This is a genomic window from Sphingomonas sp. TF3, from assembly GCF_003985085.1.
In the GTDB taxonomy this organism is placed as follows: domain Bacteria; phylum Pseudomonadota; class Alphaproteobacteria; order Sphingomonadales; family Sphingomonadaceae; genus Sphingomonas.
Window position 1 is genome coordinate 150,516 of sequence record NZ_RWKS01000005.1, and the last position, 26,149, is coordinate 176,664.

The window sequence follows — 26,149 nt, forward strand, 5'->3', positions numbered from 1 at the left end:
CCAATGCGTGCCAAATCCAGCCGCCAGCCATAGCGACAAGGTATGAAAGCGGGCTTAAACGCCCCGTCATGGGACGGGTGGGACAAAGTCGACCGATACAAAGGTAGCGCTGTAACAAACCTATGAGGGGTTGAGGGGCTAGCCTGCGCGGGCTAAGCACGGGTCCGAAGCGGGGGTAACCCTGGATCTTCGAGGGGAGAAACGATGGCTGCCGATAGCGAGCTGCAAGTTCACCGCGCGACCTATGAAAAGGTCATTGCTGTCCTGAAATATGGTGCGATCGCGTGCTTCATCATCGCGTTCGTGGTGGTGTGGCTGATCTCGGGCAAATAAGCGTGAAGATCGCTGTCCTGCGTGAAACCGCCGAGGGCGAGCGCCGCGTTGCCGCCACTCCGGAAACCGTCAAAAAATTCATCGCGCTCGGCGCGAGCGTCGCGGTCGAAAGCGGCGCGGGGCTGACCGCGTCGATCGCCGATGCCGATTATGCCGCTGCGGGTGCAACGCTGGGAGACCGCGCGGCGACCTTGGCGGGGGCCGAGATCGTGCTGGCGGTGCAGGGGCCTGCCGCCGATACGCTGAGCGGTGTCGCTCCCGGCGCATGGCTCGCCGCCGCGCTCAACCCCTTTGCCGACCGCGCGCGGATCGAGGGTTATGCCACTGCGGGCCTCGAAGCGCTGGCCATGGAATTCATGCCGCGCATTACGCGCGCGCAATCGATGGATATCCTGTCGTCGCAGTCGAATCTCGCAGGCTACAAAGCGGTGCTCGATGCGGCCAGCGTCTATGGCCGCGCCTTTCCGATGATGATGACGGCAGCGGGCACCGTCTCCGCCGCGCGCGTGTTCGTGATGGGCGTGGGCGTTGCCGGGTTGCAGGCGATCGCCACCGCACGGCGCCTCGGCGCGCAAGTCTCGGCGACCGACGTGCGCTCGGCGACCAAGGAGCAGATCCTGTCGCTGGGGGCGAAGCCCGTCTTCGTCGAAAGCGTTGCGGGGATCGAGGGCGAAGGCTCGGGCGGCTATGCCGGCGAGATGAGCCCGGAATATCAGGCGGCGCAGGCCGAACTGGTGTCGTCGCACATCGCCAAGCAGGACATCGTCATTACGACCGCGCTGATTCCGGGACGCCCCGCGCCACGGCTGATCTCGGCGGCACAGGTGGCGAGCATGCGGCCGGGCTCGGTGATCGTCGATCTCGCGGTCGAAAGCGGCGGCAATGTCGAGGGCGCGGTGGCGGGCGAAACCGTGGTGGTGAACGGCGTATCGATCGTCGGCCACCGCAACGTCGCGTCGCGGCTGGCGGCGGATGCCTCGGCCTTGTTCTCGCGCAATTTGTTCAATTTCCTCAGCGCCTTTTGGGACAAGGAAGCGGGCAAGCCCGTGCTCGATGCCGAGATCGGCGATGCGATCCGGCTGACGCAAGGCGGCAAGATCGTCAACGCGCGGTTGCTCCCGGCGGTATGAGCGCTGCTGTCCTACACGCCCCGGTTTCGCTACCCGTGATCGGGTGCAAGCCTGCCCGCATTTCTTCTTTTTTCTCTGCGATACGGGCGAGCATCCTGAAATTTGAGAGGTTCTGATCGGCCATGGACTTTATCTCGATCCTTTCGATCTTCGTGATGGCCTGTTTCGTCGGCTATTATGTCGTCTGGTCGGTCACCCCCGCCCTACACACGCCGTTGATGGCGGTGACCAACGCGATTTCCTCGGTGATCATCGTCGGGGCGCTGATCGCGGCGGCGGCGGCCGGGATCGGTGAGGGCGGGGCGACGTCGAAATGGCTCGGGCTGCTCGCGGTGGTGCTGGCGAGCGTCAACATCTTCGGTGGCTTCGCCGTCACCGCGCGGATGCTGGCGATGTACAAGAAGAAGGTGCCGAGTGCGGCCGCCAAACATTGATTTCGTCACCCCGGCTTTATGCCGGGGTCCACTCATCCACTGACGCCGGGGCTGATGGCGCGGTGGACCCCGGCACAAGGCCGGGGTGACGGTAAGGGGTTGAAGGCAAGTGGAACAGATAACGGTCAATCCCTGGGCATCGCTCGCTTACCTCGTCGCGGGGGTGTGCTTCATCCTCGCGCTGCGCGGGCTGTCCAGCCCGGCGACGAGCCAGCGCGGCAACCGCATGGGCATCATCGGCATGACCATTGCGGTGGTGACGACGCTGGTGACGCATGTGCCTTTCAAAGATTATCAAGACTTCGGTCAATTGGGCTTCATCGCGCACGTTGACGGCCTGACATTGATCGAAATCCTCGCAGCAATCGGCATCGGCGCGGCGATCGGCATCACCACGGCGCGCAAGATCGCGATGACCGACATGCCGCAGCTTGTCGCCGCCTTCCACTCGCTGGTCGGTCTGGCGGCGGTGCTGGTGGCGTGCGCGGCGTTCCTCAATCCGGGTGCGTTCGGCATTGCCGAGGGCGGCGTGATCTTCGCGCAAAGCCGCATCGAAATGGGGCTGGGCGTCGCGATCGGCGCGATCACCTTTTCGGGCTCGGTCATCGCCTTCCTGAAACTCAACGGCAATATGGGCGGGGCGCCGATCCTGCTGCCGGGCCGCCATGTGATCAACCTCGGCGTGCTCGCCGCGATCCTGGGGCTGGTCGCCTATTTCACCGTCGACCAGAGCGCGTGGGTGTTCTGGACGATCACGGTGCTGAGCTTCGCGATCGGCTTCCTGCTGATCGTGCCGATCGGCGGGGCGGATATGCCGGTCGTGGTGTCGATGCTGAACTCCTATTCGGGCTGGGCGGCGGCGGCGATGGGCTTCACGCTGCACAATACGGCGATGATCATCACCGGCGCGCTGGTCGGGTCGTCGGGCGCGATCCTCAGCTATATCATGTGCAAGGCGATGAACCGCAGCTTCCTCAGCGTGATCGCGGGCGGCTTTGGCGGCGAAACCGCGACGGCGGGCGGCGCGCCCAAGGAACAGCGGCCGTGGAAGCGCGGATCGGCCGAGGACGCCGCCTTCCTGCTCGAACAGGCCGAACAGGTCATCATCGTGCCGGGATACGGCATGGCGGTGAGCCAGGCGCAGCACGCTTTGCGCGAAATGGGCGACAAATTGAAGGCGCATGGCGTGCGCGTGAAATATGCCATCCACCCCGTCGCCGGGCGTATGCCGGGGCATATGAACGTGCTGCTGGCCGAAGCGAACGTGCCCTATGACGATGTGTTCGAGCTGGAGGACATTAACAGCGAATTCGCGCAGACCGATGTCGCTTTCGTGATCGGCGCGAACGACGTGACCAACCCGGCGGCCAAGACCGACAAGACCTCGCCGATTTACGGGATGCCCGTGCTCGATGTCGGCAAGGCCAAGACCGTGCTGTTCATCAAGCGCTCGATGGGCGGGGTCGGCTATGCCGGGGTCGATAATGACGTGTTCTATATGGACAACACCATGATGCTGCTGGGCGATGCCAAGAAGATGGTTGAAGAGATCGTCAAATCGCTGGACTAAGCCGGGCTGATCCGCTCAACCTGCTGATCGAACACGCAAATGGGGGCTGAGCGATGGCGACGAATGGCGCGGCATATGAGGGCGCGAGCTATGACGGGCGGACGGCAAATGGCGTGACGGTCGGCGGCATTGTCGCCGGTGGGTTTCGCCTGATCCGCGAGCGCATTGCCGCGGTTTCGGCCTGGGCCTTGCTGTATCTGGTGATGAACGTGCTGGTGGTGCTGGCGATGCGCCAGATACTGGCAGGGGTGGGGGCTGAGACGGTGACGGCGCAGACGACCGGCGTCGCGCGCGATCCCGCGCTGATGATGGCCCATATGAGCCAGATGTTCGGCGTCTACCTTATGCTGATGATCGGGCTGCTGGTGCTCTATACGGCGGGCCTGCGCGCAGCGTTGCGGCCGGGCGAGGGGCGCTTCGCCTATCTGCGCCTGAGCATGGACGAAGTGCGCATGCTGCTGGTGGCGTTGCTGCTGTGGGTCGGCTTCTTCCTGCTGTATCTGGTGCTGGCGCTGGTAGTTGGCCTGGTCGGCGGGGTGGTGGCGGTTGCCGCGCGCGGGGCGATGGTGCCGGTGTTCATCCTGCTCGGCCTCGCCGCCTTTGCGGTACTGATCTATTTCTATGTGCGCTTCTCGCTCGCCTTCGCGCTGACGATGCAGCGCGGCAAGATCATGATCGGCGAATCGTGGAACCTGACCAAGGGGCGGTTCTGGACGCTGTTCGCTGCCTATCTCGTCGTTGGCCTGATCGTGACCGTGGTGTCGGTGGTTTTGCTTGGGCTTACCCAGGGCAGCTACATTGCGGAGATGGCACAGGGCGGCTTCCGGCCCGAGGCGGTGCAGGCGGCGCAGCGCCACCAGATGGAGCAGCAATTCGGCGCGATTACCGGCCTGACCGTGGTGGGTTGGGTGCTCGGCGCGGTGCTGATGACGTTGTGGATCACGCTGGCGGCGGGCGTGGCGGGCGCGGCGACGACCGCATTGCGCGACGATGCCTTTGCCGACATCGGTGCCGTCTACGAATGAACGACGCGGCTTTGCTCCATTGCGGAGCAAAGACACGCATTCGCGTACCTTTCGCTGCCGAAACGGCGCGGCTTTCGCTGTTCCGCCTTTGGGAAATACGTACTTTGCGTACTCAGCCGCGGCCCTAGCCCGGCGTAGCGGAGCGGCAGCGATGGACAAAGACGGGCAAGCGACAGGCGGGGCGTTTCCGATCGGCGGAGTAAGAAGACAGGCCCCGGACATTCTGGCGATCGTCGCGGACGATCGGCGCGCGGTGGTGGCGGAGGTGTGCGACGCCGTGCGCGGGGAACGCTGGGCGTGGACCGACTGGCACGGCGCGACCGAGCGTTTGGAGCATGCCGGGTCGGTCGGGATCGTCCTGGCGGAGACCCGTGGGGTTAGCGAGGCGCAGCTTGCACCCGTCCTGCCGCAGCTCGACGCCTTCGCCCGCGGTGCGGGGCAGCGGGTGATCGTCGCGCTGGATTTCGAGCAGATCGATCTCATTTCCGCCGCGCTCGCGACGCCAGGGATCGAATTGTTGTGCGCGCCGAGCCTTGCCGAATATGTCGCGGCGTCGTTTGTGGCGGGGGGCGGCACCGGCGGCGTGCGCGACAGCGGGCGCGAGGCGGAGGCCGAGCGGTTGCGGCAATTGCACGAACAGGTCGCGCGCATTGCCGAAACGCTCGCCCGCTTGACCGGCGAAGCGACCGACCTGCCCGCGCGCGAAAGCGGCCATGTCGGCGAACATGGCATGTCCTATCGCGGCGGGCCTGCCCCTGCCGCTGCCAGCCCCATCGCCGCGCGCGACATTCGCGATGCGATCCGCGCGCGGCGCATGCGCGACCAGCATTTCGGGAGCGGGCTGTTCGAGGATCCGGCATGGGACATGCTGCTCGACCTGTTCGCCGCCGAGCTGGAGCGGTCGCAGGTTTCGGTCTCCAGCCTCTGCATTGCCGCAGCGGTTGCGCCGACCACCGCGTTGCGCTGGATCGCCAAGCTGACCGATGCCGGGCTGTTCGAGCGCCAGCCCGACCCGTTCGATCGCCGCCGCGCCTTTATGGCGCTGTCCGCCCGCGCAAGTGCGGCGATGCGCGCCTATTTTGGGGCGGTGCAACGGATCGGCGCGCCGATCGCGTAATTGCGCTTCGTGTCGGCGCAGAGGCTTGCAGTGTCGGCCCGGTGATGGCACAGGGCGCTTCTTCGTTCCCGCAAGCGGGTTCGCGGGCGATTAGCTCAGTTGGTAGAGCGTCTCGTTTACACCGAGAATGTCGGCGGTTCGAGCCCGTCATCGCCCACCACGCCCTGCACGGCTATTTCAGCACCAACGGCAAACCGGCGGCGACGAACACCACCGAATCGACGGTGCGTGCGATTGCCTGGTTGATCGTGCCCGCCATATCGCGAAAGCGGCGCGCGAGCGCATTGTCGGGCACGATGCCAAGGCCGACTTCATTCGATACGAGCAGGATTTTCCCCGGCGCAGCGGCGATGGCGGCGGTGAGGTCGTCGATTGCCGAGGTCAGATCAGCCTCTGCGAACAACAGGTTGGACGCCCATAGCGTCAGGCAATCGATCAGCAGGACGGTTTCGGGGCGACTGTGCGCGGCAATCGCCTCGGCCAGCGCGAGCGGCACCTCGAGCGTTTGCCAGCGCGCACCACGCTCGGCGCGATGCCGCGCGATGCGATCGTCCATCTCGCCATCGAGCGCTTGCGCGGTGGCCACATAGAGCAGCGCCCCCGGCAGGCCTTCCGCCTGGCGCTGGGCAAAGGCACTTTTGCCGGAGCGCGCGCCGCCCAGGATCAATTGTGTCCGTGTGAATGCAATCGACATCGCTTTGGCGGTTCCAACAGAGTCGCGTTGCCCTATAGCGCGGACGCGGCACTCTGCACCGTTCGATCGAGCGCGGGTGGGGCCAGACGACGGGATACTGTACGCTTGCGGGAATGGACCATACATGGCGGTCGGCTTGCGGAAGCGCAGCTTCATTACCGCGACGCGCCGACACCGTGGCTGGATCTGTCGACCGGGATCAATCCAGAGCCGTGGCCGGGGGCCGACGCGCTGACCTTCGACTGGGCGCGTTTGCCGGATGACGCCGCGCTTCGTCAGCTTGAAGCGGTCGCCACGGCCTATTTCGGAGCGCGGGGGCCGCAGGTTCTGGCGCTGCCCGGCACCGAATTCGGCTTGCGCGGTTTGGCGACGCTTGGCCTGCCCGCGCCCTTCCGCCATGTCTGGCCGGGGTATCGCACCCATGCCGAAGCGTTGCCGGGGAGCCTCCCCGTCTCCTTCGACGCCGCGATCGAGCTGGCGGGGCAGGGCGGCACGATCGTGCTGGCCAACCCGTCCAACCCCGATGGGCGCTTGCTTGCGCCTGCCGATGTGATGGCGCTGGCGGCGGTGCTCGCGCGCAGCGGGGGGTGGCTGGTGGTCGATGAGGCGTTCATCGATGCGCAGGACGGCGGCAGTATCGTGCCGTTGCTGGACGGGACCGAGCCCGTGTTGGTCATGCGCTCGTTTGGCAAGTTCTTCGGTCTGGCGGGCGTGCGTTTGGGCTTTGCCGTGGGGCCAGCCGCGATGATCGCACGTTGGCGCGCGACGGTCGGCAGTTGGCCGCTCTCCGCCGCCGCGATCGCGATTGGCACGGCTGCTTATGGTGACAGCGGCTGGATCGCCAGCACCCGCGCCGCCCTGTTCGAGCGGGCAGCGGCGCTGGACCGGGTGTTGCGCCGCCACGGACTGGAGCCGATCGGCGCTTCGCCGCAGTTCCGGCTGGTGGCGTGCGAGGCGAGCGCGCTGTTCGACCGCTTGGCGCGCGTCGGTATCCTGACGCGACCGTTCGACTATGATCCGCGCTGGTTGCGGCTGGGTGTGCCCGCATCGCACGCGGATCTCGCGCGTCTCGATCGGGCCCTGGCCGGTGGCTGAGCCGGTCGCGCTGGTGGCGCTGGCCCTGGATGCGGCGATCGGGTGGCCCGCCTGGCTGTACCGGCGGATCGGTCATCCGATCGGGCTGTTCGCCCGAATCCTGGACGCGTGTGAACAGGCATGGAACCGGCCCGACCGTTCCTTTGCGGCGCGCCGGGCGCTCGGGGTTCTCACGATGGCGCTGCTGATCGGGACGGTCGGCGGGGCAAGCTGGTTGCTGCAACGCGCGGTGCTGGAGGGGCTTGGCCCAGTCGGGTGGCTGGTGTGCGCGCTGCTCGCCTTTCCCGCGCTGGCGCAGCGCAGCCTGGAGGAGCATGTCCGCGCGGTCGCAGAGGCGCTAGAGCAAGGCGACCTGCCCGCAGCGCGCGCTGCGGTCGGACGGATCGTGGGGCGCGATCCTGACGCCCTCGATGCCGCCGGGGTCAGCCGTGCCGCGATCGAAAGCCTGGCGGAAAGCTTTTGCGACGGCGTTGCCGCGCCGTTGTTCTGGTTGCTCGCGTTGGAGCTGCCGGGTGTGTGGATGTACAAGGCGATCAACACCGCCGACAGCATGATAGGCCATCGCGAGCCGCGCTGGCGCGCGTTCGGCTGGGCGGCGGCGCGGATCGATGATGTGGCGAACCTGATCCCGGCGCGCCTTGCCGGGATCGCGATTTGCTTTGCCGCAGGCAAAGGGTGGCGGACGATGGCGCGCGATGCGGGCAAGCACGCCTCCCCTAATGCCGGCTGGACCGAGGCGGCAATGGCGGGCGCGCTTGATCTGCGGCTGGTCGGCCCGGTCTGGTATGATGGCGTTCTGCACGACAAGCCCTGGATCGGCGCGCACGGGCGCAGCGATGCGGGGGCCGTCGACATTCGCCGGGGGCTGACGATCTATCGCCGGGCGTGCCTGTTGCTGTGGGCAATCGCGGGAGGGCTGGCATGGGCGCTGTAATGTTGCAGGGGACCGGCTCGGATGTCGGCAAATCGGTGCTGGTGGCGGGGCTGTGCCGCGCGCTTGCCAATCGCGGGTTGCGTGTGCGTCCGTTCAAGCCGCAGAATATGTCGAACAACGCTGCCGTTACCGCCGATGGTGGCGAGATCGGGCGGGCGCAGGCGACCCAGGCGATTGCCTGCCGCACCGAGCCCACCACCGACATGAACCCGGTTCTCCTGAAACCGCAGGCCGACCATACCTCGCAATTGATCGTCCATGGCCAAGTGCGCGGCACCTTGCGCCCAGGCAATTACCGGCAAGCGCGCGGTGCCCTGCTGGAGGATGTGCTGGCGAGCTATCGCCGGCTGCGCGCCGAATGTGATGTGGTGGTGGTGGAGGGGGCGGGGTCGCCCGCCGAGATCAACCTGCGCAGCGGCGACATCGCCAATATGGGGTTTGCGCGCGCCGCCGGGGTGCCGGTGGTGCTGGTCGGCGATATTGATCGCGGTGGCGTGATTGCGGCGATCGTCGGCACGCGCGCGGTGATCGACCCCGACGACGCGGCGATGATCCGGGGATTTCTGATCAACAAGTTTCGCGGCGATCCGGCCCTGTTCGAAGACGGCTATCGCCAGATCGAGCAACTGGCGGGCTGGCGCGGCTTCGGCGTGGTGCCGTGGCTCGCCCCGGCAGCGCGCTTGCCGAGCGAGGATGCGGTCATTCTCGAACGCCCGGTCGTCAGCGAACAACAGCGAATCGTCATCGCTTGCCCGATCACGCCGCGCATCGCCAATTTCGACGATCTCGATCCGCTGAAACTGGAGCCGGATGTGGAGGTGCGGATGATCGCGCCCGGACAGCCAATCCCGGTGGAAGCCGCTATGGTGGTGTTGGCCGGGTCGAAGGCGACCATCGCCGACCTTGCTTTCCTACGCGCCGAAGGATGGGACATCGATATTCTGGCGCACTACCGGCGCGGTGGCCATGTGCTGGGCCTGTGCGGCGGGTATCAAATGCTGGGCGACACGATCAGCGATCCACACGGGGTCGAAGGTCCGTCCGGCCGCGTGGCCGGGCTGGGCCTGTTGAAGGTCGATACCGTTCTTGCCGGGCGCAAGACATTGGAGCGGGTGAATGGCACTGCGTTTGGTACGCCGTTCCAGGGCTACGAAATTCATATGGGCGAAACCACGGGCCCCGATACCGCTCGCCCGGTTGCCCGCATGGCCGATGGACGGAGCGACGGTGCGATCAGCGCCGACGGGCGCATCGCGGGCAGCTACGTCCATGGTCTGCTCGATCTTGCCGGTCAGCGCGCGGCATGGCTCGCGCGCATCGGGGGGACGGGCCGTGGCATCGACCAGCACGCGGCGGTTGACCGGGCACTGGACGAAATTGCCGCTTTGCTCGAAATCCATCTCGACATCGACGCGCTGGTCGCGATGTCACAGATGGCGCAGGACTAAGATCGCGACCAGTAACCCGGTTTCGACGAGTTCGATCCCCGCGCCGTGGCAATCGCCCGAAACACCACCCAGCGTTCGCCGCAACCACAGGCCCCACAGGCCAATCAACGGCAGCACGAGCAGGATCGCGGGCACCGCCACGGCGCTGGCCGCGAGCAGGACGGACCATCCGACGATGTGCGATATGCGCACATGCTCGACGAAGCGCGCGCCAAGCCCTGCATGCAGCGGCGGCAGCCACAGCGCCCACACCAGCGGCCCGATGCGCGCGGCAAAGGGCAGCAGGATCAACGCAGGGAAAACATCGCCCGCCGCGATCAGGGCGTGGACCAGCACCAGCTTGGCGAGCAATTGCAGCACGATCACGACCACGCCGAAGCTGCCGACATGCGGATCCGCCATCACCGCCAGCAAGCGGGCGCGATCCTTGTGCGCAGCCCCGCAGCCATCGGCGAGGTCCGCCAGCCCATCGAGATGCAGCGCCCCGGTCACCCCCACCCACACCGTTACCGCCGCCAGCGCCGCCACCCAGCCATCCAGCTGCGCGCCCAGCCCCGCCGCGCCCGCGACCAGCGCCCCGACGATCAGCCCGACGGCGGGGAACCAGCGCATCGATCGGGCAAAATCGCGTTCGCTCGCCACCACGCGCGGGGTGGGCAGCCGGGTGAGGAACTGGATCGCAACGAGCAGGCTTTTCATGGGCGCAGGCCAATGATCTGCGCAGCGCGCGTTTCACCGGGCCACACGCGCACCGACAACAGGCTGGCATATGGCAGATCGATTGCCCAGCTCTGGCGGGAATCGAAGCCGCACAGCACCGCCAGCGCCGCCCGCATCGCCCCGGCGTGCGTCACCACCAGAGTTGGAGCCGCCGCCAGATCGGCCAGCGCCCGCGCCACCCGCCCGACGAGATCGGACCAGCGCTCGCCCGCCGGCGGCGCGCAGCCATCGGGATCGTCCCAAAAGCGCGAGAGCGCGGCACCGTCCACTGCGTTGGGGGGCAGGCCGTCCCACTGCCCGAAGTCCAATTCGCGCCAACGCGGATCGATCACTAGCGGGATCCCTCTCATCGCCGAAATTGCCGCGCCCGCACGCCGGGCGCGCGACAGGTCCGATGCGATCAGCACCGTGACATCCAGCTCGCGCGCCTGCGCCACGCACGCGGCGATGCCAGGCGGCAGCGGGGTCGCGTCGGTGTGGCCGATCAAGCGCCCCGCGCCTTCCGGCTCGCCATGCCGCAGGAGATGCAGGACGAAGCTGCTCACAACGCCTCCGCCACCCCCGCCTCGGCAAAGGTCGCCATGCCGTTATGCGCGGCGAGCGCGCTGCGGATGACCGACACGGCCACCGCGCCGCCGCTGCCCTCACCCAGCCGCATCCCGAGCGACAGGAGCGGCTCCAGTCCCAATTGGCCGAGAAGGCGGACATGCCCCGGCTCGGCCGAACGGTGCCCGGCGATGCAGTGATCGGTGATGGCAGGCGCGTGCACGGCCAGCGGTGCCAGCGCCGCGCAGGTGATAAAACCATCGAGCACCACCGGCACGCGCTGCCGCCGCGCGGCAAGTATGGCACCCGCAATCGCGGCGATTTCGCGCCCGCCCAGTCGTCGCAACGTTTCAAAGGGGGTGCGCGGTGCCCCCGCGTGGAACGCCAGCGCGCGTCCGACCACCGCGACCTTGCGGGCGATGCCGGTCGGGTCGACACCGGTTCCCGGCCCGACCCAGTCCGCCGCCGCACCCCCGAAGCTGCGCGCGCACAGGGCGGCGGCGGCGGTGGTGTTGCCGATGCCCATCTCGCCGACCACCAACAAATCGAGCTCCGGCGTGACCACTGCGGCCCCGGCGGACAGCGCGGCCAGGCATTCGTCCTCCGTCATTGCGGGGCTTTGCGTGAAATCAGCCGTCGGACGATCGAGCTCCAGCGCGACCACCGAAAGCTCCAGCCCCGCCGCCGCCGCCAGGGCATTGATCGCCGCGCCGCCCTTTGCGAAATTGGCGACCATTGCCTCCGTCACGCTGGCGGGAAAGGCGCTGACGCCGTGGACGACAAAGCCGTGATTGCCCGCGAAAATGGCGGCGCGGCCGCAGGTGATGCGCGGTCGTGCGGTCCCTTGCCATCCAGCCATGAACAGCGCGAGATCCTCCAGACGACCGAGCGACCCCGGTGGCTTGGTCAATGCCGCTTGCCGCGCGCGCGCAGCGTCTGTCGCCGCCCTATCGGGTGTGGGCAAATCGGCCAGCGCGGCATCGAACGCGGCGGGTGTGGCAAAACCGCTCATTGCGCGACAAAGCCCGGCGGTGGCGTGCGGGTGATGAAATGCCCCTTCACGCCCTGCGGCCACTCTTTGAAGGGCACGCGGCCATGCTCGCTCTCGGCATAGGCCAGCGCGTAGTCGAGCAAGGCGGTTGCGGCATCGGCATCCGGCGTGAACCGGCCCAGCACATAGCCGACCTTGCCCGGCGCGCGCAGATGCACGGTGCAGAATTCGGCACAGGCGAACAGGCACGGCATTTCCTGCACGGCGATGCCTGCATAGCGTGGGTCACCAGCCTGTGCTTCGCGTAACGCCGCGACCAGCCGCGCGCCGCCGCGCAGGCCGACCGCATCCTCTTTCGCATCGGCGCTGTGGCGACAGGTGTTGCAGGCGACGATGGCGGGGCCATCCTCCACGGGGGTCAGCATTAGGGACGGGCCTTTTCTGTTGGGGTCATCGTTCGAAAATCCGGTCGTCCATGGGTTCGCGTGCCTGCCAGCCGTGCCGTTCGAGTTCGGGCGTAAGGGAGGCCTCGCTCGGGTAGCCGACACACAACACTGCAATCAGCGACCACTGCGCCGGCACGTCGAGCAGCGCCTGAACCTCCAGCGGATCCACGATCGATACCCAGCCTATGCCGATGCCGCGCAGCCGCGCCGTCAGCCACAGCGTGTGGATCGCCATGACGCACGAATAGCGCAGCATTTCGGGCATGGTCGCGACGCCGAGGCCGTGCCCGGCGGCGGGTTGCTCGTCGCAGAAGACTGCCAGCACTTCGGGGGCCTCGCGCAAGCCGTGCAGCTTCAGCGCCTGATAGTGATCGTACCGTTCGGTGCCGCGATAACGCGTTGCCGCTTCGGCCTTTTGCGCATCGACATGGATGGCCAGCGCGTCGCGCAGTGCACGCGTGCGCACCCGCACGAAGCGCCACGGCTGCGCATTGCCGACCGACGGCGCGAAAGCGGCCGAATGCAGGATGGCGCGTATGTCCGCTTCCGCCACCGCGCGCGGATCGAAATGGCGCACATCGCGTCGCCAGCGCAGCAGGTTGCCGAAGCGCGCCTGAAACGCGACATCGAAGGCGGGCGGTCCGTCGGTCAAAATTCGATCCCCGCCTGCGCCTTTACGCCCGCGCGAAACGGGTGTTTGACCATCGTCATATCGGTGACGAGATCGGCTGCGTCGATCAGCGCCTCGGGCGCATTGCGGCCGGTGACGATGACGTGCTTCCTCTCGGGCTTGGCAGCGAGCACCGCCAGCACCTCGTCGAGCGGCAGATACTCGTAACGCAACGCGATGTTCATCTCGTCGGCCAGCACCATGTGATAGGCGGGGTCCGCGATCATGCGCTGCACTTCGTCCCACGCACGGCGCGCGGCGGCGATATCGCGCGCGCGGTCCTGCGTGTCCCAGGTGAAGCCCTCGCCCATCGGCTTGAATTCGACATTGTCGGGAAAGGCGGCGAAGACGCGCGCTTCCCCGGTCTGCATCGCGCCCTTCACAAACTGGACGACGCCCACCTTCATGCCGTGCCCGATCGCGCGCACGACCATGCCCAGCGCGGCGCTGGTCTTGCCCTTGCCCTTGCCGGTGTGGACGATCAGCAGCCCTTTTTCGCGGGTCTTGTCGGCCATGATCTTGGCTTGCGCGGCCTGCTTCTTGCGCATCTTCTCGGCGTGGCGGGTTTCGATCGCCAAGGCAGCGTCTTCGGGTTCAAGCGACATCGGCGCGGTTCTTTCGCAAGAGGTAGATATCCATGATCCAGCCATGGCGCGCGCGCAGGTTGGCTCGCGCGGCGGCAATGCGCGGCGCGACGGTGGCGAGCGGTCCGTGGATCAGCGTTTCCTGTGGCATCCCGACATAGGCACCCCACCAGATCGAAATGCCCTCCGGCTCCAGCACCTCGAACGCGCAGCCGCTGTCGAGCATAACCACAACCGTGTCGGCCGCGTCGGGCCAGCCACAGGCGCGCAATAACCGCCCGGTGGTGATCGTGACGGCACCCGCGAGGGCATTGAGCGGGATGGCGTGCGCGGCGGTGAGCAGCTGCAGGCTGGTCAGTCCCGGCACGACGCGCACGCGGAGCGGCAGGCCGCTCGCCCGCAACCGCTCCGCGATGCGCAAGCTGCTGTCATAGAGCGCGGGATCGCCCCAGACGAGCAGCGCCAGCCGCCCGCCCTCGGGCAAATGCGCCACGATCTGAGCGCGCCATGCGGCGGCGATGGCGTCGTGCCAGTCGTCGACGGCGTGGGCATAGTCCCCGCCTGCTGCGCGCACCGGCATGTCGAAGGCGACGATCCGTGTCGGCCCGGTCAACACCCGCGCGCAGATCGCGCGGCGCAGGTCGATCAGGTCGGATTTGGCATCGCCCTTGCGCGGCAGCAGGATCAGGTCGGCGCTGTTCATCGCCTGCACCGCCTCTGCTGTCAGATGGTCGGGATTGCCGGTAGCGACGCCGATCAGGTCGAGATCGATCATGCGTCCTCCATCAACGGGCCATAGAGGATCAGCGCGGGGGCCGATCCCGCGCCCGTGGTCAGCGCATCGGCCAGCGCGGCGACCGAGCTGCGCGTTATTTGCTGACTGGCATGGCCGACATTTTCGGCCAGCAACGCGGGTGTCTGCGGCGGCAATCCGGCGGCGATCAGACGCGTGGCCAGCGCGGGGAAGGTGCGCTTGGGCATGAACACCACCGTCGTCGCCTCGGCATCGGCGAGCGCCGCCAGATTGAGGTCGTGCGGCAGCGCCCCGGTCGCATCGTGCCCAGTGATGAACTGAACGCGCCGCGCCAGCGCCCGCCGCGTGAGCGGGATCGCCGCCGCCGCCGCTGCGGCGCTGGCCGAACTGACGCCGGCAATGATCTCGAAGGGGATGTTCGCCAGCCGCAACGCCTCGATCTCCTCCTCCAGCCGACCGAAGATCCCGGCGTCGCCCGACTTTAGCCGCACCACACGCCCACCTGTGGCAGCATGGGCGACGAGCAAGCGGTTCACTTCGGCCTGGCTGGGGGAGGGGCGTCCGGCGCGTTTGCCGACATCGATCAAGGTCGTACCGGCGCGGACGTGGTCGAGCATCGCACCGGAGGCGAGATCGTCGAACAGCACGGCATCGGCCTGTTGCAGCCGCGACAGGCCCTTCAGCGTCAGCAATTCGGGATCGCCGGGGCCTGCGCCGACAAAGGAAACAAAGCCGGTCATTGTGCGGTGGCGATCATATGAAAATAGCTGCCGGTGACGCGGTCGCGCCGCGAGCCGGTTTCGGCGACCGCTGCGCCGTCAGCGTCGGTGACATAAGCGAGCGGTGCGTCGGTCTGTTCGACGACCGTCGAGTAATGAAATTCATGGCCACGCAGCCGCGTGCCCGCCGCCAGCGCTCCCACCGGCGCGACCAGTTCGGCAAGGCGATAGCCCAGATGCATGCGGCGCTGGGCATGGCTGGTGACCAGCCCGAGCAGACCGGCCATGCGATGCGCTGCGCCGTCTTTGTCGATCAGCGCCGCGCCCAGCACCATATAGCCGCCGCATTCGCCGTGGACCGGGCGCGTCTCCGCATGGTGGCGAAGGCCACCCAGAAAGGTTGTGGCGGCGGCGATCGGCCCTGCGTGGAGTTCGGGATAGCCGCCGGGCAACCACACCATGTCGGCGGTGGCATCCGGTGCTTGATTGGCGAGCGGCGAGAAAGGCAAGATTTCCGCGCCGCCGCGTCGCCACCCCTCCAGCACGTGCGGATAGACGAAGGAGAAGGCGGCATCGCGCGCGATCGCGATGCGTTGGGCTGGCGGCGCGGACAGGAGCAACCGGTCGGGCGTGTGCGCCCGTTTCTGCGCGGCGGCGGCGCAAATCGCGTCGAGATCGGCATGGTCGCGCAGGAAGGCGGCATAATCGGCGATCGCGGCATCGAGCGCGGGATGTTCGATCGCCTGGACGAGCCCCAGATGCCGCTCGGGCAAGGTCAAGTCGCCACGGCGCGGCAAGGCCCCCAGCACCGCAATCCCCACCGCCTCCAGCCCGCGCCGTACCAGCCGTTCATGGCGTGGGCTGGCGACGCGGTTGAGGATGACCCCGGCGAGCGGGACAGTGGGGTCGAGCAGCTTGAAACCAAGCGCGATCGCTGCCGCAGACTGCGCCTGGCCCGATACGTCGATTACCAGCACGACGGGCCAGCCCATGCGGCACGCAATGTCGGCGCTCGCCCCGTTGCCAGTGGCCCCGGCACCGGCAACGCCATCATAAAGCCCCATCGAGCCTTCGGCGAGGACGAGATCCGCGCCCGCTGCTTCGCCTGCGATCGTATCGAGCAAACCACCCGTCATCGCCCAACTGTCGAGGTTGAACGACGCGCGCCCGCAAGCCGCGCGGTGAAAGGCCGGATCGATATAATCGGGTCCGCTCTTGAACGGCTGCACCACCAGCCCGCGTGCGCTGAGCGCGCGGAGCAGGCCGAGCATGACCGTTGTCTTGCCCGTGCCCGATGCCGGGGCGGCGATCATGAGGCCCGGCACGCTCATTCGGCAGACTCCGCAAAACGCGAGGTTGCATCCTGCGGCCGGAAGCGCCGGTCATAGCCGTGGGCGTAAAGGCTGCTTTCGGCGAAATCCTCGGCTGCCAGCACGCGGCCGACCAGAATCAGCGCGGTGCGCTCCATGCTGCCCGCGACCGCATCCGTGATCGTCGCCAGCGTGGCGTGCACGATACGCTGATCGGGCCAGCTCGCCCGCCAGACCACCGCCACCGGACAGTCCGCGCCGTAGGCCGGGGTGAGATCGGCGACGACGCGATCGAGCGCGTGGATCGACAGATGGATCGCCAGTGTTGCCCCGGTGACTGCGAAATGGGCGAGGCTTTCCGCAGGGGGCATCGTACTGGCGCGTCCCGGCGTGCGCGTCAGCACTACAGACTGGGCGAGCGCGGGCAAGGTCAGTTCCGCCTCCAGCGCGGCAGCGGCCGCGGCAAAGGCGGGCACGCCGGGGGTGACCGTGACGGGAATGTCCAGCGCGCGCAGGCGACGCAGTTGCTCGCCCATCGCCGACCATAGCGACAGATCCCCCGAATGCAGCCGCGCGACATCGTGCCCCAGCGCATGGGCGGTGGCGATTTCGGCGATGATCGCGTCCAGGTCCATCGGCGCGGTGTTGATAATCCGCGCCCCCGGCGGGCAGTGGCGCAGCACCGCTTCGGGGATAAGCGACCCCGCATACAGGCAGACCGGGCTGGCGGAGATCAGATCGCGCCCGCGCAGCGTCAACAGATCGGGCGCGCCGGGGCCAGCCCCGATGAAGTGAACGGTCATGGCAGATGTCCTTCGGCGATTGCGCACGTTGCCCGGCGATCGGGCGAAACGTGGCGCGGGCCGAGCAGGCGCGCGCCGCGCCCTGCGGCGCACAGCGCGCTGGCCTCGGCGACGCTCCCGCTGGCATAGGCGGCCAAGCTGGCGATGGAGCGGGTCGGCGTGGCGACGCTGGACAGTGCCTCGGGCGAGATCGCAAGAACCGGTAAATCCAACGCCTGCCCCAATGGCGACAGGCCGGAGAGTTTGTCTGTCACGGTGGCGAGGTGGGTGACGGAGGGATGCCCCCGTTGCGCCAGCCGCAAGGCCGCGCGCAGCGACTCCAGCGGTGCACCTGCCCGAAATCCGAACCCGGCGACGATCACAGGATGACACTCCATTGCACGACGGGATAGCTCGACCGCCAACCGCGGCGGCGGCCCAGCAGAGCAGCCTGAGCGAGCTCTATCCGCAGCAGTGCACCGCCCTTGGCGCTGTGCCAGGCGGCGAGCAGTGCTTCCGATTCCAGTGTCACCGCATTGGCGACGAGCCGCGTGCCGACCGGCAGGCGTGCCCACAGCGCCTCCAGCAAATCTTGCGACAGGCCACCACCGATAAACACCGCAGCGGGCGCGGGCCCTTCGGGCAAGACCGAAGGTGCGGTTCCGATCAGCACCTCCAGCCGATCGACACCCAGCGCGCTGGCATTGGCGCGGGCGCGTTCGGCGCGGGGCGCATCCGCCTCGATCGCCAGCGCGCGGTTGGCTGGGTGCGCCAGCAGCCATTCGATCGCGATCGATCCCGATCCAGCCCCGATGTCCCAGAGCGTTTCCCCCGGGCGCGGGGCCAGCGCCGACAGCGTCAGCGCCCGGATCGGGCGCTTGGTGATTTGGCCATCATGATCGAACAGGGTGTCGGGCAGGCCCGATGCACGCGGCACAACGGCCCCCGAACCCGCGCATTCGACTGCGACTGCGACCGGATGGGCGATATCGACAACATCGAGCGTATCGGCTTGCGCCGGACGGATGCGCTCGTCCGGTCCACCCAGTCCCTCCAGTACGTGCAGCCGCGACGCGCCAAAGCCGAGATCCCGCAGATAGGTGGCGAGAGCCGCCACCGCTGCGCCATCGCGCACCAGCACCAGCAGGCGCGCGCGCGTGGCAAGGTGTGGGCGCATCCGTTCCAGCGGCGCGGCATGGAGGCCGAGACAGACGGTATCCTGCAATGCCCAACCCAGGCGCGCGGCGGCGAGGCTGAAGGTGGAGGGCGTTGGATGCGCCACCCATTCATCGCGGGCGAGATGGCGGGTCACGCTGCTGCCCGCCCCGAACCAAAACGGATCGCCCGACGCCAGCATCACCATTTTCCGCCCGCGATGCGCCAGCAACAGCGCAATGCCCTCGGCAAAGGGCACTGGCCATTCGATCACGGGGCAGGTAATCGCCGGGAACAGCGACAGATGCCGGGCCGATCCGATGACCAGCTCGGCCTCGGCCAAAGCCGTCTGGCTGGCGGGCGAAAGGCTCTTCGGGCCTGCCGCCCCGACGCCCACAATCGTCAACCACGGCTGTTGCCGAAGCTGCGGAGCCGTTTCAGCCATGCGCAAGGTCCTTTTGCTGGGCGGAACGACCGAGGCGAGCGCGCTCGCGGCGCTGCTGACGGCAAACGGCGTTGATGCCACGCTCAGTTACGCCGGCCGGACGCAATCGCCCCGTCCGCAACCCGTGCCGGTGCGGATCGGCGGCTTTGGTGGGGTTGCCGGGCTGGTCGCCTATCTGCGCGAGCACCGGATCACGCATCTGGTCGATGGGACACATCCCTTCGCAGCGACGATGAGCACCAACGCCATCGCCGCTGCGCGTCTGGCGGGAGTTGCCCATATCGCCCTGACCCGGCCCGCCTGGGTGCCCACCGAAGAGGATCGCTGGAGCCACGTCGCCGATATTGCCGGTGCGGTGGCGGCGCTGACGGTGCCGCCGCGTCGCATCTTGCTGGCGCTGGGGCGGATGCATGTGGACGCCTTTGTCGCCCAGCCACAGCACCGTTATCTGCTGCGCTTCGTCGATGTCCCGGATCAGCCACCGCCGCTGCCGCACTACAGCTTGATCGTGGATCGAGGACCGTTCACCGTCGACGGCGACGTCGCTGTGCTGCGCGATCACGCGATCGATCTGGTGGTGTGCAAAAATGCAGGCGGAAGCGGGGCGGAGGCCAAGTTGATCGCCGCCCGGCGTCTCGGTGTGCCGGTGCTGATGATCGACCGCCCGGCCATGCCCGAGCGGCACCAAATGTGCGATCCCGCAGCGGTGCTGGATTGGCTGCTTCATGACACGTCTGCCGAACGCGGCGTGTAGAGAAACACGCCGCTGGAGCGTTGGATCGTCCGCGTCTGGCTCGATCCTACGATCACCATTGTCCGCATGTCGGCCATCTCGGCGCGCGCCTGCCCCAAGGGCACGATTTGCAGATGTTCCTCGGGGGTCGAGACGGCGCGGGCGAACAGGACCGGGCGATCGTCGCCACATGCCGCGCGCAACACCGCGAGGACGCGGGCAAACCCCTCGGGCCGCGCCTTTGAGCGCGGGTTGTAAAAGGCCATGGCGAAATCCGCCTCTGCCGCCAGCCGCAGGCGTTTCTCGATCATCGTCCACGGCTTGAGATTGTCCGACAGGTTGATCGCACAGAAATCGTGGCCGAGCGGGGCACCGGCACGCGCGCCGGCGGCGAGCATCGCGGTGATCCCCGGCAGCACCCGGATATCGAGGTCGCGCCATGCGGGCAGCCCCGCCTCGACCGCCTCGAACACGGCTGCTGCCATGGCGAACACGCCGGGGTCGCCCGACGAAACCACCACCACACGCCGACCCTGCGCCGTCAATGTCAACGCGTGCGCCGCCCGGTCCAGCTCGACGCGATTGTCGGAGGGGTGCAGCGTCAACCCCGCGCGCGGCGCGACCCGTGCGACATAGGGAAGGTAGCCGATCACGTCGCTCGCGCTGGACAACGCGTCCGACACTTCCGGGGTGATCTGCGCCGCGTCGCCAGGGCCCAGGCCAGCGATAGCGAGCCAACCTGCGCTCATGGCCTGCGCCCCTGTCCGTGGATCAGCAGTATCGAGAAATAGGGCGTGACGCTGTCGGCCTCGGCCAACCGTGTGACTTTCTGCCCCGGCATGGCGGCATGTTCGACCAGCCACGCCGAATCCGCGCGCCCGGCGGCGGCGACAGCGCGGCGCAGCTTGGCCAGATGGCGTCCGATTTTCATCACGACCAGCGCGTCGGTATCGCGAATCCGGCGGACGAGTTCCGTTTCCGGCAAGGTGGCCATCGCGACCGTCAACACGTCGTCGCCCCAGGTGATCGGCATGGCGGTTGCGTTCCACGCCCCGGCCATTCCGGTAATGCCCGGCACCACCTCCACCGGCACCACGCCCGACAGGCGCGCATGCAGGTGCATGAACGACCCGTAGAAAAAGGGGTCGCCCTCGCACAGGACCACAACGTCCGCGCCCGTTTGCGCCAGCGCGGTCAGCCGCGCGCTGCAGTCGGCGTAGAAAGCGGCAAGGCAGGCATTGTAGCGCGGGTCGGTCAGCGGAATTTCGGTCGTCACCGGATATTCCATCGCCAGCTCGATCGCGTCGGCGCGCAGCATTCCCTCGACGATGCGCCGCGCCTGTCCGGGGCGTCCGGCCTTGCGAAAATAGGCGATATGGGTGGCACCGCGCACCAGCCGATCGGCCCGCACGCTCAGCAAATCGGGCGCACCGGGGCCCAGCCCGACGCCGTAAATGGTGCCCACCCGCGCGCTCATTCGGCGCGGCTCGCGAGTGCGTTGACTGCGGCAACGGTGATCGCACTGCCGCCCAGCCGCCCTGCCACGACGCAGCATGGCACAGGCTGTACGTCCCACAAGGCCGCCTTGGATTCCACCGCGCCGACAAAGCCGACCGGGCACCCGATGATCGCGGCGGGACGCGGACAGTCCGGGTCCTCCAGCATGTTGAGCAAATGGAACAAGGCGGTCGGGGCATTGCCGATCGCCACCACCGCCCCCGCGAGATGCGGCCGCCACAACTCCAGCGCCGCCGCCGACCGCGTATTGCCCATCGCCCGCGCCAGATCCGGTACGTGCAGATCGTGCAGCGTACACAAGACCGGGTTGGAGGCGGGCAAGCGCACGCGCGTAATCCCCTCGCTCACCATGCGCGCGTCGCACAGGATCGGTGCGCCCTCCGCCAGCGCGGTGCGCGCTGCGGCGGCGAAGCTAACGGAAAACCGGATATGCGGGGCCAGTTCCACCAGGCCCGAGGCGTGGATCATGCGCACCGCGACCGGTTCTTCTTCAGAGGTGAAGGGAGCAAGGTCCGCCTCGGCGCGGATCGTGGCGAAGGACTGGCGATAGATTGCCGCGCCGTCGGTTTGATAGTGGTACGGCATCAATTGCTTCCGAATTGGGCGAGCAGCGCGGCGCAGCTGAGCGCCGTGCGCACCGCCGGAGCCCCGGCGCGCGCGTTGAGGGAAAGGTCGTAAAGGCCATCGCGCCCGGTCACTGTGACGTCGGCGACGCGTTGTGATGCGCAGCCCTTGGCGCAGCCCGACACATGCAGTCGCCCGGCGATCAACGGCGCCAGGCGAGCGGCCAGACTGCGGGTTTCGACGCTTGCTTGCGGGCAATATGGCGCACCGGGACAGGCATCCGCGCGCAGCAGGAAGTCGGACGGGTCGGCCAGCATTCCGTGCGGCGGCGATGGCGTGCGGTCGCCCTCGACCAGAATCAGCCGCCACGGCGTGATCCGCACCGCCGCGACGGTCGACCCGGGCGTGACAAGATCGGCAAGCACCGCCGCTGCGATCTGGCCGAAGGGCAACCCCCATGCCATGCCGCGCTGCCACGTGCCCGGCTGAAGTGGAGCGAGCGATGACGAGGGGGGCAGTGCGCCCGTCGCCCAATCCGGCAGGGCCGCTTCGTGGCGGGCCATGCGTCCGGCGACCGCACCACCGCTGTCCATGAACCACCGCGCCAGCGCGATCAACGCGGTGGCCTCGTCCCCGCGTGCCACCGCAACCCCGGTCGCCCGGCCATCGGCGCGCAGGATCAACGCCCCGTCGGCTGCGCGCTCGACCCGGAAATCGCCGGTCTCCGTCCCCAGCACGCGCGTGGCTCCGGCATCGACGACGAAACCGACCTTGGCCGGCAGATCGGGTGCGGTGTGCAAATGTTCGACAAGGTCGCAGGCGATGCGGTGGGTGTCGTCGCCCTCCTGCCACTGAGGCGCGACGAGGATCATCCGCCGCTTCTCGCCTTCTGCATCGGCATCGACCAGATCCAGTGCGATCAACGCCTGCAAAAGCGGCTGCCAGCCATCCTCCGACACGCCGCGAAGCTGCAGATTGGCGCGCGATGTGAGGTCGATCACGCCGCTACCATAAGCGATCGCCGCCGCGCACAGCCCGCGCACCTGGTAGGCTGTCAACCGGCCAAGCCGGGGCTTCACCCGCACCAGCAGTCCATCGCCCGAGCGCATCGGTCGCCACGCATCGGGGCACCAGCCCTTTACGATGAAGGGGCTCATGCGACCCCCTGCAACTGCGCGAGGATCGAATTGCGGCGCGTCGGCCACAGCCCGGCGGCATGGAGCGCGGCAAAGCGCGCCTCCATCGCCGCCAGCGCGCCCGGATTGTCGCGCTCCAGAAACGCCCGCACCTCGGCTTGGCCGAGCGTGGCATCGTAATAGAGGTCGAACAGTTGTGGCGGCACGCTGGCGGAGAGGTGCGCGAACGTGCCCAGATGGTCCAGCGTCGCCGCCAATTCCGCCCCGCCGCGAAACCCGTGGCGCATCATCCCCGCCACCCAGCCCGGATGCGCCGCGCGCGCGCGGACCACCCGCGCCAGTTCCGCGGTCAGCGTGCGCGCTGCGGGCCGAGCCGGATCGCGATGGTCGAGATGGTAGAGCGCGACGGGTGCGGCCACGATCGCCCTTGCGGCGGCGAACCCCGCTTCATGCGCCGCATAGTCGGCGGCCAGCAGCAGGTCGGTTTCGGGCAAATCCTGGAGATGGACGAACGCATCCGTCTCCGCGACCCGATCGCGCAAGCCCTGGGCGTCGGGCCCCGCCTGTCCCTCCGGCAAATCGAGCGGATAGGCAGATGCCGCAAGCCAGGCTTCGCCAGCCGCGCGTCGCGCGTCGTCGGTATATAGATCGATCGTCTCGCCAAGCCCAACGCCATAAGCGCCGGGCCGCGGCCCATAGACTCGCGCCGTCGCGATCCGGCCTGCAAAGGGATTCCAGTCGGGGGGTTCTTCGCGTGCGGCGAGCGCGCGCACCGCTTGTCCGAAGAGCACCGGCAGCGTGGGGAAGGCATCGCGGAACAGCCCGGACACGCGCAAGGTCACGTCGATCCGTGGATGGTCGAGCAGCGCGAGCGGCAGGATTTCGATTCCGCTGACTCGCTCCGAGGCGGTGTCCCAGACCGGCTTTGCCCCAAGCAGATGCAGCGCCATCGCAAATTCTTCGCCTGCGGTGCGCATGGTTGCCGATCCCCACAGATCGACGATCAGGGCGCGCGGATAGTCGCCATGATCCTGCAAATGGCGGCGGATCAATTCCTCCGCCAGCACCACGCCCTGTTCGTGCGCCGAACGCGACGGGATTGCGCGCGGGTCGATCGTGTAGAGGTTGCGTCCGGTCGGCAGCACGTCGCTGCGCCCGCGATAGGGAGAGCCCGACGGCCCGGCCGCCACGCGCCGCCCGGCCAGCGCTGCGAGCAGGCCGGCGCTTTCCGCCGCCCCCTGCGCTCCACGGCCGAACACGTGCAGGCCATCGGTGAACTGGCTTTCCTTCACGTCGCAGACAAAGCGGTCGATGCGCGTGATCGCGTCGCTCAAGCGGGTCGCGCAATCCAGGCCAAGCTCGGCCTCCAGCCCCAGCGCTTTGGCTTCGGCGCGAATATCGGCCTGCAATCGGTCGCGGCGCGCCGGATCGAGCCCGTCGGCATTGGAAAATTCGTCGAGCAGCGCCTCGATCCGCCCAAGCCCGGCCCCCGTACCTGACGGGGCCAAGGGTGGCGGGACGTGGCCGATGGTGACGGCACCGATGCGGCGCTTGGCTTGTGCTGCCTCGCCGGGGTCGTTGACGATGAACGGGTAGATGAAGGGCAACGGCCCAACCAGAGCTTCGGGCCAGCAGCCTTGCGACAGCGCGACCGATTTGCCCGGCAACCATTCCAGCGTGCCATGTGCCCCCACATGGACGATCGCGTCGGTGCCGATCGCGCGCAGCCATAGATAGAAAGCGACATAGCCATGGCGCGGGCATCGGGTGAGGTCGTGATATTCCTGATCGCGCCCGGTGCTGGCACCACGTTCCGGCTGCAGTGCCACCAGTGTGCGCCCGGCGCGCACCGCCGCAAACCGGAACATCCCGTCCATGAGTGCCGGATCGTCTTCGGGTTCGCCCCACGATGCGGCAAGATCGTGTCGCAAGGCCTCGGGCAATGCCGCCAGCGCGCGGCGATAGTCAGCCAGCGGCCAGGTCAAAGTGTTGGAGCGAAGCCCCTCGGCGAGGTCGTCGCGCGTCGCTGCGTCATATCCCGCGCTGGCCAGATCGGCCAAAATCGCCTCGGCCGATGCCAGCGCATCCAGTCCGACGGCATGGGCCATCTGATAGGTCTTGCCGGGATAGGTGGACAGGACCAGCGCCACTTGCCGTTCGCCGACGGCTTTGGCCGCCAACCTAGTCCAACCAGCGACCCGGTCCGCGATCGCGGTGATCCGCTCGGGCTCGGCCCGATGCGCGGTCCGGGCAAATTCGAGCAGCGGATCGCGCGTGCCCGCTTCCTTGAAACTGGCGACCCCGGCGAATAGCCGACCGTCAATCTCGGGCAATACGACATGCATGGCGAGATCGGCAGGTGACAGGCCGCGCGTGCCGTCTGCCCAGGCGGCGCGTCCCGAGGTTGCCAGCGCCACTTGAAACACCGGTACCCCCGCCGCGTCGAGCGGTGTTTCCCCAGCCTCGCCCCGCGCCGAAAATGCGGTCGCGTTGAGGATTGCGACGGGCGATAGTGTGCCGATCCACGCCGCGATCCGGTCGCGCGTTTGCGGGTGCTTCAGCGACGGTCCGAACAGCGACAGAGTCGCAAAACCGCGCTGCTCGAACGTGCTATGCAGCGCGGCAAAGGGGGCAAGGTCCTGCGCCGCGAGATAAGCGCGGTAGAAGACGAGCAAGATCAGCGGTCGATCGGGATCGCGCGCAAAAGTGGCCGGATCGACCACCCCGCAATCGGGATGCCATCCGCCCGTCAGCGGCAACGATCGGGGCGTGACCGTATCGTCCCAACACAATCCTGCGGCGCGCGCCAGCAGCGTCAACGCGGCTCCGCTCGCTTCGGGCCCGCCTTCGTCGCACAAGCGCGCCAGCGCGCGCAGCGTCTGCGCGGACAGGGTGGAGACGGCGTCCAGCCGTGCGTCGGCGCGACCATCGGCGGGCAACACCGCCAGTGCAATCCCCCGTGCCCGCGCAAGCAGTTCGACCTGCTGCAACCCGTAACTCCAATAGGGCATGCCGCCGATGAGCCGGATGAGGATCGCTTTGGCACCGCTCAGCGTGCGCTCGACATAGGTATCGACCGACAGCGGATGGCCGAGCGCTGCGAGATTGGCCAACCGGAGCGAAGGCAGCGTTTGCCCGGATCTTCGCGCGGAGTGCCATGCCCCCGCGAACGCACCAAGGTCGCTGTCCGAAAAGGACAGGATGACCAGGTCAGCCGGGCTCTGCCCCAGATCCTGCGGGATCGCGGCTTCCTCCAGACCGTGGCTTTCGCGGAAGAGGATGTGCACGGGCTGGCC

At 67.9% G+C, this 26,149-nt stretch carries 28 protein-coding genes and 1 tRNA gene; 11 read left to right on the plus strand and 18 right to left on the minus strand.

The features are described from left to right. Positions 1-204 precede the first annotated feature (204 nt). From EJC47_RS06095 to EJC47_RS06125, 7 genes are all read left to right on the plus strand, one after another. A complete protein-coding gene (locus tag EJC47_RS06095; RefSeq protein WP_086010570.1) occupies positions 205-333 on the plus strand; it encodes an aa3-type cytochrome c oxidase subunit IV in 129 nt (42 codons plus the stop codon). A gap of 2 nt (positions 334-335) precedes the next feature. Then, the gene (locus EJC47_RS06100) at positions 336-1,463 is read left to right on the plus strand and encodes an NAD(P) transhydrogenase subunit alpha (protein ID WP_126846035.1); all 1,128 of its coding nucleotides are present in this window, start codon (positions 336-338) and stop codon (positions 1,461-1,463) included. 122 nt (positions 1,464-1,585) lie between these two features. Continuing rightward, positions 1,586-1,897, plus strand: a complete 312-nt coding sequence (locus tag EJC47_RS06105) for an NAD(P) transhydrogenase subunit alpha (RefSeq protein ID WP_033965836.1) — start codon at positions 1,586-1,588, stop codon at positions 1,895-1,897. A 109-nt stretch (positions 1,898-2,006) separates the two neighbouring features. Further along, complete coding sequence (locus EJC47_RS06110; RefSeq protein WP_126846037.1) at positions 2,007-3,467, plus strand: NAD(P)(+) transhydrogenase (Re/Si-specific) subunit beta; 1,461 nt, start codon at positions 2,007-2,009, stop codon at positions 3,465-3,467. Between the two features lie 53 nt (positions 3,468-3,520). Next, positions 3,521-4,492: a hypothetical protein gene (locus tag EJC47_RS06115; protein ID WP_126846039.1), complete on the plus strand. Its 972-nt coding sequence runs from the start codon at positions 3,521-3,523 to the stop codon at positions 4,490-4,492. A 151-nt stretch (positions 4,493-4,643) separates the two neighbouring features. Then, positions 4,644-5,609 (plus strand): hypothetical protein, encoded by a 966-nt coding sequence (locus tag EJC47_RS06120; protein ID WP_126846041.1) that lies wholly within the window; start codon positions 4,644-4,646, stop codon positions 5,607-5,609. Positions 5,610-5,693: 84 nt separating this feature from the next. After that, positions 5,694-5,769 (plus strand) — tRNA-Val (locus EJC47_RS06125). A gap of 12 nt (positions 5,770-5,781) precedes the next feature. Here the strand turns inward: EJC47_RS06125 and cobU are convergent. Then, positions 5,782-6,303 carry a bifunctional adenosylcobinamide kinase/adenosylcobinamide-phosphate guanylyltransferase gene (gene cobU / locus EJC47_RS06130; RefSeq protein WP_126846043.1) on the minus strand — a complete coding sequence of 174 codons (522 nt, stop codon included), beginning with the start codon at positions 6,301-6,303 and terminating at the stop codon, positions 5,782-5,784. A gap of 105 nt (positions 6,304-6,408) precedes the next feature. On the opposite strand from cobU, the gene EJC47_RS06135 reads away from it, so the two are divergent. Genes EJC47_RS06135 through EJC47_RS06145 form a run of 3 tightly spaced genes read left to right on the plus strand, consistent with a single transcriptional unit; the run spans position 6,409 to position 9,780 of the window. Beyond that, on the plus strand, positions 6,409-7,398 hold the full coding sequence (locus tag EJC47_RS06135) for an aminotransferase class I/II-fold pyridoxal phosphate-dependent enzyme (RefSeq protein ID WP_126846045.1): 990 nt from the start codon (positions 6,409-6,411) through the stop codon (positions 7,396-7,398). Continuing rightward, a complete protein-coding gene (gene cbiB / locus EJC47_RS06140; protein ID WP_260591489.1) occupies positions 7,391-8,332 on the plus strand; it encodes an adenosylcobinamide-phosphate synthase CbiB in 942 nt (313 codons plus the stop codon). The genes EJC47_RS06135 and cbiB overlap by 8 nt, the downstream gene beginning before the upstream one ends. Next, positions 8,320-9,780: a cobyric acid synthase gene (locus tag EJC47_RS06145; protein ID WP_126846048.1), complete on the plus strand. Its 1,461-nt coding sequence runs from the start codon at positions 8,320-8,322 to the stop codon at positions 9,778-9,780. The genes cbiB and EJC47_RS06145 overlap by 13 nt, the downstream gene beginning before the upstream one ends. Here EJC47_RS06145 and cobS read toward each other — a convergent pair. From cobS to cbiE, 12 genes are read right to left on the minus strand one after another with little or no spacing between them, the layout of a single operon-like run. After that, positions 9,760-10,479: an adenosylcobinamide-GDP ribazoletransferase gene (gene cobS / locus EJC47_RS06150; protein ID WP_126846050.1), complete on the minus strand. Its 720-nt coding sequence runs from the start codon at positions 10,477-10,479 to the stop codon at positions 9,760-9,762. The two genes, EJC47_RS06145 and cobS, sit on opposite strands and share 21 nt — an antisense overlap. Continuing rightward, positions 10,476-11,045, minus strand: coding sequence for a histidine phosphatase family protein (locus EJC47_RS06155; protein ID WP_126846053.1), 570 nt, complete (start codon positions 11,043-11,045; stop codon positions 10,476-10,478). Before EJC47_RS06155 ends, cobS begins: the two co-directional genes overlap by 4 nt. Then, positions 11,042-12,058: a nicotinate-nucleotide--dimethylbenzimidazole phosphoribosyltransferase gene (gene cobT / locus EJC47_RS06160; protein WP_126846055.1), complete on the minus strand. Its 1,017-nt coding sequence runs from the start codon at positions 12,056-12,058 to the stop codon at positions 11,042-11,044. Before cobT ends, EJC47_RS06155 begins: the two co-directional genes overlap by 4 nt. Beyond that, a complete protein-coding gene (locus EJC47_RS06165) occupies positions 12,055-12,462 on the minus strand; it encodes a DUF1636 domain-containing protein (RefSeq protein WP_033966163.1) in 408 nt (135 codons plus the stop codon). The genes cobT and EJC47_RS06165 overlap by 4 nt, the downstream gene beginning before the upstream one ends. Before the next feature lie 25 nt (positions 12,463-12,487). Then, positions 12,488-13,135 (minus strand): 5,6-dimethylbenzimidazole synthase, encoded by a 648-nt coding sequence (gene bluB, locus EJC47_RS06170; protein ID WP_126846057.1) that lies wholly within the window; start codon positions 13,133-13,135, stop codon positions 12,488-12,490. Further along, on the minus strand, positions 13,132-13,758 hold the full coding sequence (gene cobO / locus EJC47_RS06175; protein ID WP_126846059.1) for a cob(I)yrinic acid a,c-diamide adenosyltransferase: 627 nt from the start codon (positions 13,756-13,758) through the stop codon (positions 13,132-13,134). Before cobO ends, bluB begins: the two co-directional genes overlap by 4 nt. Continuing rightward, positions 13,748-14,512: a precorrin-6A synthase (deacetylating) gene (gene cobF / locus EJC47_RS06180; protein WP_126846061.1), complete on the minus strand. Its 765-nt coding sequence runs from the start codon at positions 14,510-14,512 to the stop codon at positions 13,748-13,750. Before cobF ends, cobO begins: the two co-directional genes overlap by 11 nt. After that, positions 14,509-15,231 carry a uroporphyrinogen-III C-methyltransferase gene (gene cobA, locus EJC47_RS06185; RefSeq protein ID WP_126846063.1) on the minus strand — a complete coding sequence of 241 codons (723 nt, stop codon included), beginning with the start codon at positions 15,229-15,231 and terminating at the stop codon, positions 14,509-14,511. The genes cobF and cobA overlap by 4 nt, the downstream gene beginning before the upstream one ends. Next, positions 15,228-16,541, minus strand: coding sequence for a cobyrinate a,c-diamide synthase (locus tag EJC47_RS06190; RefSeq protein ID WP_126846065.1), 1,314 nt, complete (start codon positions 16,539-16,541; stop codon positions 15,228-15,230). Before EJC47_RS06190 ends, cobA begins: the two co-directional genes overlap by 4 nt. Further along, positions 16,538-17,323 carry a precorrin-4 C(11)-methyltransferase gene (cobM, locus tag EJC47_RS06195; protein ID WP_126846067.1) on the minus strand — a complete coding sequence of 262 codons (786 nt, stop codon included), beginning with the start codon at positions 17,321-17,323 and terminating at the stop codon, positions 16,538-16,540. The genes EJC47_RS06190 and cobM overlap by 4 nt, the downstream gene beginning before the upstream one ends. Continuing rightward, positions 17,320-17,685, minus strand: coding sequence for a cobalamin biosynthesis protein (locus EJC47_RS06200; RefSeq protein WP_126846069.1), 366 nt, complete (start codon positions 17,683-17,685; stop codon positions 17,320-17,322). Before EJC47_RS06200 ends, cobM begins: the two co-directional genes overlap by 4 nt. After that, on the minus strand, positions 17,682-18,902 hold the full coding sequence (gene cbiE, locus EJC47_RS06205) for a precorrin-6y C5,15-methyltransferase (decarboxylating) subunit CbiE (RefSeq protein ID WP_126846071.1): 1,221 nt from the start codon (positions 18,900-18,902) through the stop codon (positions 17,682-17,684). Before cbiE ends, EJC47_RS06200 begins: the two co-directional genes overlap by 4 nt. Between cbiE and EJC47_RS06210 the strand changes: the two genes are divergently transcribed. After that, entirely contained in the window at positions 18,901-19,656 is a 756-nt protein-coding gene (locus EJC47_RS06210; RefSeq protein WP_126846073.1) for a cobalt-precorrin-6A reductase, read from the plus strand. The two genes, cbiE and EJC47_RS06210, sit on opposite strands and share 2 nt — an antisense overlap. On the opposite strand, the gene cobJ is transcribed toward EJC47_RS06210, so the two are convergent. Genes cobJ through cobN form a run of 5 tightly spaced genes read right to left on the minus strand, consistent with a single transcriptional unit; the run spans position 19,626 to position 26,140 of the window. Further along, on the minus strand, positions 19,626-20,384 hold the full coding sequence (cobJ, locus tag EJC47_RS06215; RefSeq protein WP_126846075.1) for a precorrin-3B C(17)-methyltransferase: 759 nt from the start codon (positions 20,382-20,384) through the stop codon (positions 19,626-19,628). The genes EJC47_RS06210 and cobJ overlap by 31 nt on opposite strands. After that, the gene (cobI, locus tag EJC47_RS06220) at positions 20,381-21,112 is read right to left on the minus strand and encodes a precorrin-2 C(20)-methyltransferase (protein WP_126846077.1); all 732 of its coding nucleotides are present in this window, start codon (positions 21,110-21,112) and stop codon (positions 20,381-20,383) included. Before cobI ends, cobJ begins: the two co-directional genes overlap by 4 nt. Beyond that, positions 21,109-21,738 carry a precorrin-8X methylmutase gene (locus EJC47_RS06225; protein WP_126846079.1) on the minus strand — a complete coding sequence of 210 codons (630 nt, stop codon included), beginning with the start codon at positions 21,736-21,738 and terminating at the stop codon, positions 21,109-21,111. Before EJC47_RS06225 ends, cobI begins: the two co-directional genes overlap by 4 nt. Continuing rightward, on the minus strand, positions 21,738-22,874 hold the full coding sequence (locus EJC47_RS06230) for a cobalamin biosynthesis protein CobG (protein ID WP_126846081.1): 1,137 nt from the start codon (positions 22,872-22,874) through the stop codon (positions 21,738-21,740). Before EJC47_RS06230 ends, EJC47_RS06225 begins: the two co-directional genes overlap by 1 nt. Continuing rightward, entirely contained in the window at positions 22,871-26,140 is a 3,270-nt protein-coding gene (gene cobN / locus EJC47_RS06235; RefSeq protein WP_126846083.1) for a cobaltochelatase subunit CobN, read from the minus strand. Before cobN ends, EJC47_RS06230 begins: the two co-directional genes overlap by 4 nt. Positions 26,141-26,149 lie beyond the last annotated feature (9 nt).

Excerpts from the sequence above, each read along its gene's own strand:
- EJC47_RS06225 (WP_126846079.1), bottom strand. The coding sequence starts at position 21,738 with ATGCCGTACCACTATCAAACCGACGGCGCGGCAATCTATCGCCAGTCC.
- cobA (WP_126846063.1), bottom strand. The coding sequence starts at position 15,231 with ATGACCGGCTTTGTTTCCTTTGTCGGCGCAGGCCCCGGCGATCCCGAA.
- cobI (WP_126846077.1), bottom strand. The coding sequence starts at position 21,112 with ATGAGCGCGCGGGTGGGCACCATTTACGGCGTCGGGCTGGGCCCCGGT.
- cobF (WP_126846061.1), bottom strand. The coding sequence starts at position 14,512 with ATGATCGATCTCGACCTGATCGGCGTCGCTACCGGCAATCCCGACCAT.
- cobT (WP_126846055.1), bottom strand. The coding sequence starts at position 12,058 with ATGAGCGGTTTTGCCACACCCGCCGCGTTCGATGCCGCGCTGGCCGAT.
- cobU (WP_126846043.1), bottom strand. The coding sequence starts at position 6,303 with ATGTCGATTGCATTCACACGGACACAATTGATCCTGGGCGGCGCGCGC.
- cbiE (WP_126846071.1), bottom strand. The coding sequence starts at position 18,902 with ATGGCTGAAACGGCTCCGCAGCTTCGGCAACAGCCGTGGTTGACGATT.
- EJC47_RS06165 (WP_033966163.1), bottom strand. The coding sequence starts at position 12,462 with ATGCTGACCCCCGTGGAGGATGGCCCCGCCATCGTCGCCTGCAACACC.
- EJC47_RS06230 (WP_126846081.1), bottom strand. The coding sequence starts at position 22,874 with ATGAGCCCCTTCATCGTAAAGGGCTGGTGCCCCGATGCGTGGCGACCG.
- EJC47_RS06105 (WP_033965836.1), top strand. The coding sequence starts at position 1,586 with ATGGACTTTATCTCGATCCTTTCGATCTTCGTGATGGCCTGTTTCGTC.
- EJC47_RS06120 (WP_126846041.1), top strand. The coding sequence starts at position 4,644 with ATGGACAAAGACGGGCAAGCGACAGGCGGGGCGTTTCCGATCGGCGGA.
- EJC47_RS06190 (WP_126846065.1), bottom strand. The coding sequence starts at position 16,541 with ATGAGCGTGCCGGGCCTCATGATCGCCGCCCCGGCATCGGGCACGGGC.
- cobO (WP_126846059.1), bottom strand. The coding sequence starts at position 13,758 with ATGTCGCTTGAACCCGAAGACGCTGCCTTGGCGATCGAAACCCGCCAC.
- EJC47_RS06095 (WP_086010570.1), top strand. The coding sequence starts at position 205 with ATGGCTGCCGATAGCGAGCTGCAAGTTCACCGCGCGACCTATGAAAAG.
- EJC47_RS06145 (WP_126846048.1), top strand. The coding sequence starts at position 8,320 with ATGGGCGCTGTAATGTTGCAGGGGACCGGCTCGGATGTCGGCAAATCG.
- EJC47_RS06210 (WP_126846073.1), top strand. The coding sequence starts at position 18,901 with ATGCGCAAGGTCCTTTTGCTGGGCGGAACGACCGAGGCGAGCGCGCTC.
- cobJ (WP_126846075.1), bottom strand. The coding sequence starts at position 20,384 with ATGAGCGCAGGTTGGCTCGCTATCGCTGGCCTGGGCCCTGGCGACGCG.
- cobS (WP_126846050.1), bottom strand. The coding sequence starts at position 10,479 with ATGAAAAGCCTGCTCGTTGCGATCCAGTTCCTCACCCGGCTGCCCACC.
- cobM (WP_126846067.1), bottom strand. The coding sequence starts at position 17,323 with ATGACCGTTCACTTCATCGGGGCTGGCCCCGGCGCGCCCGATCTGTTG.
- EJC47_RS06115 (WP_126846039.1), top strand. The coding sequence starts at position 3,521 with ATGGCGACGAATGGCGCGGCATATGAGGGCGCGAGCTATGACGGGCGG.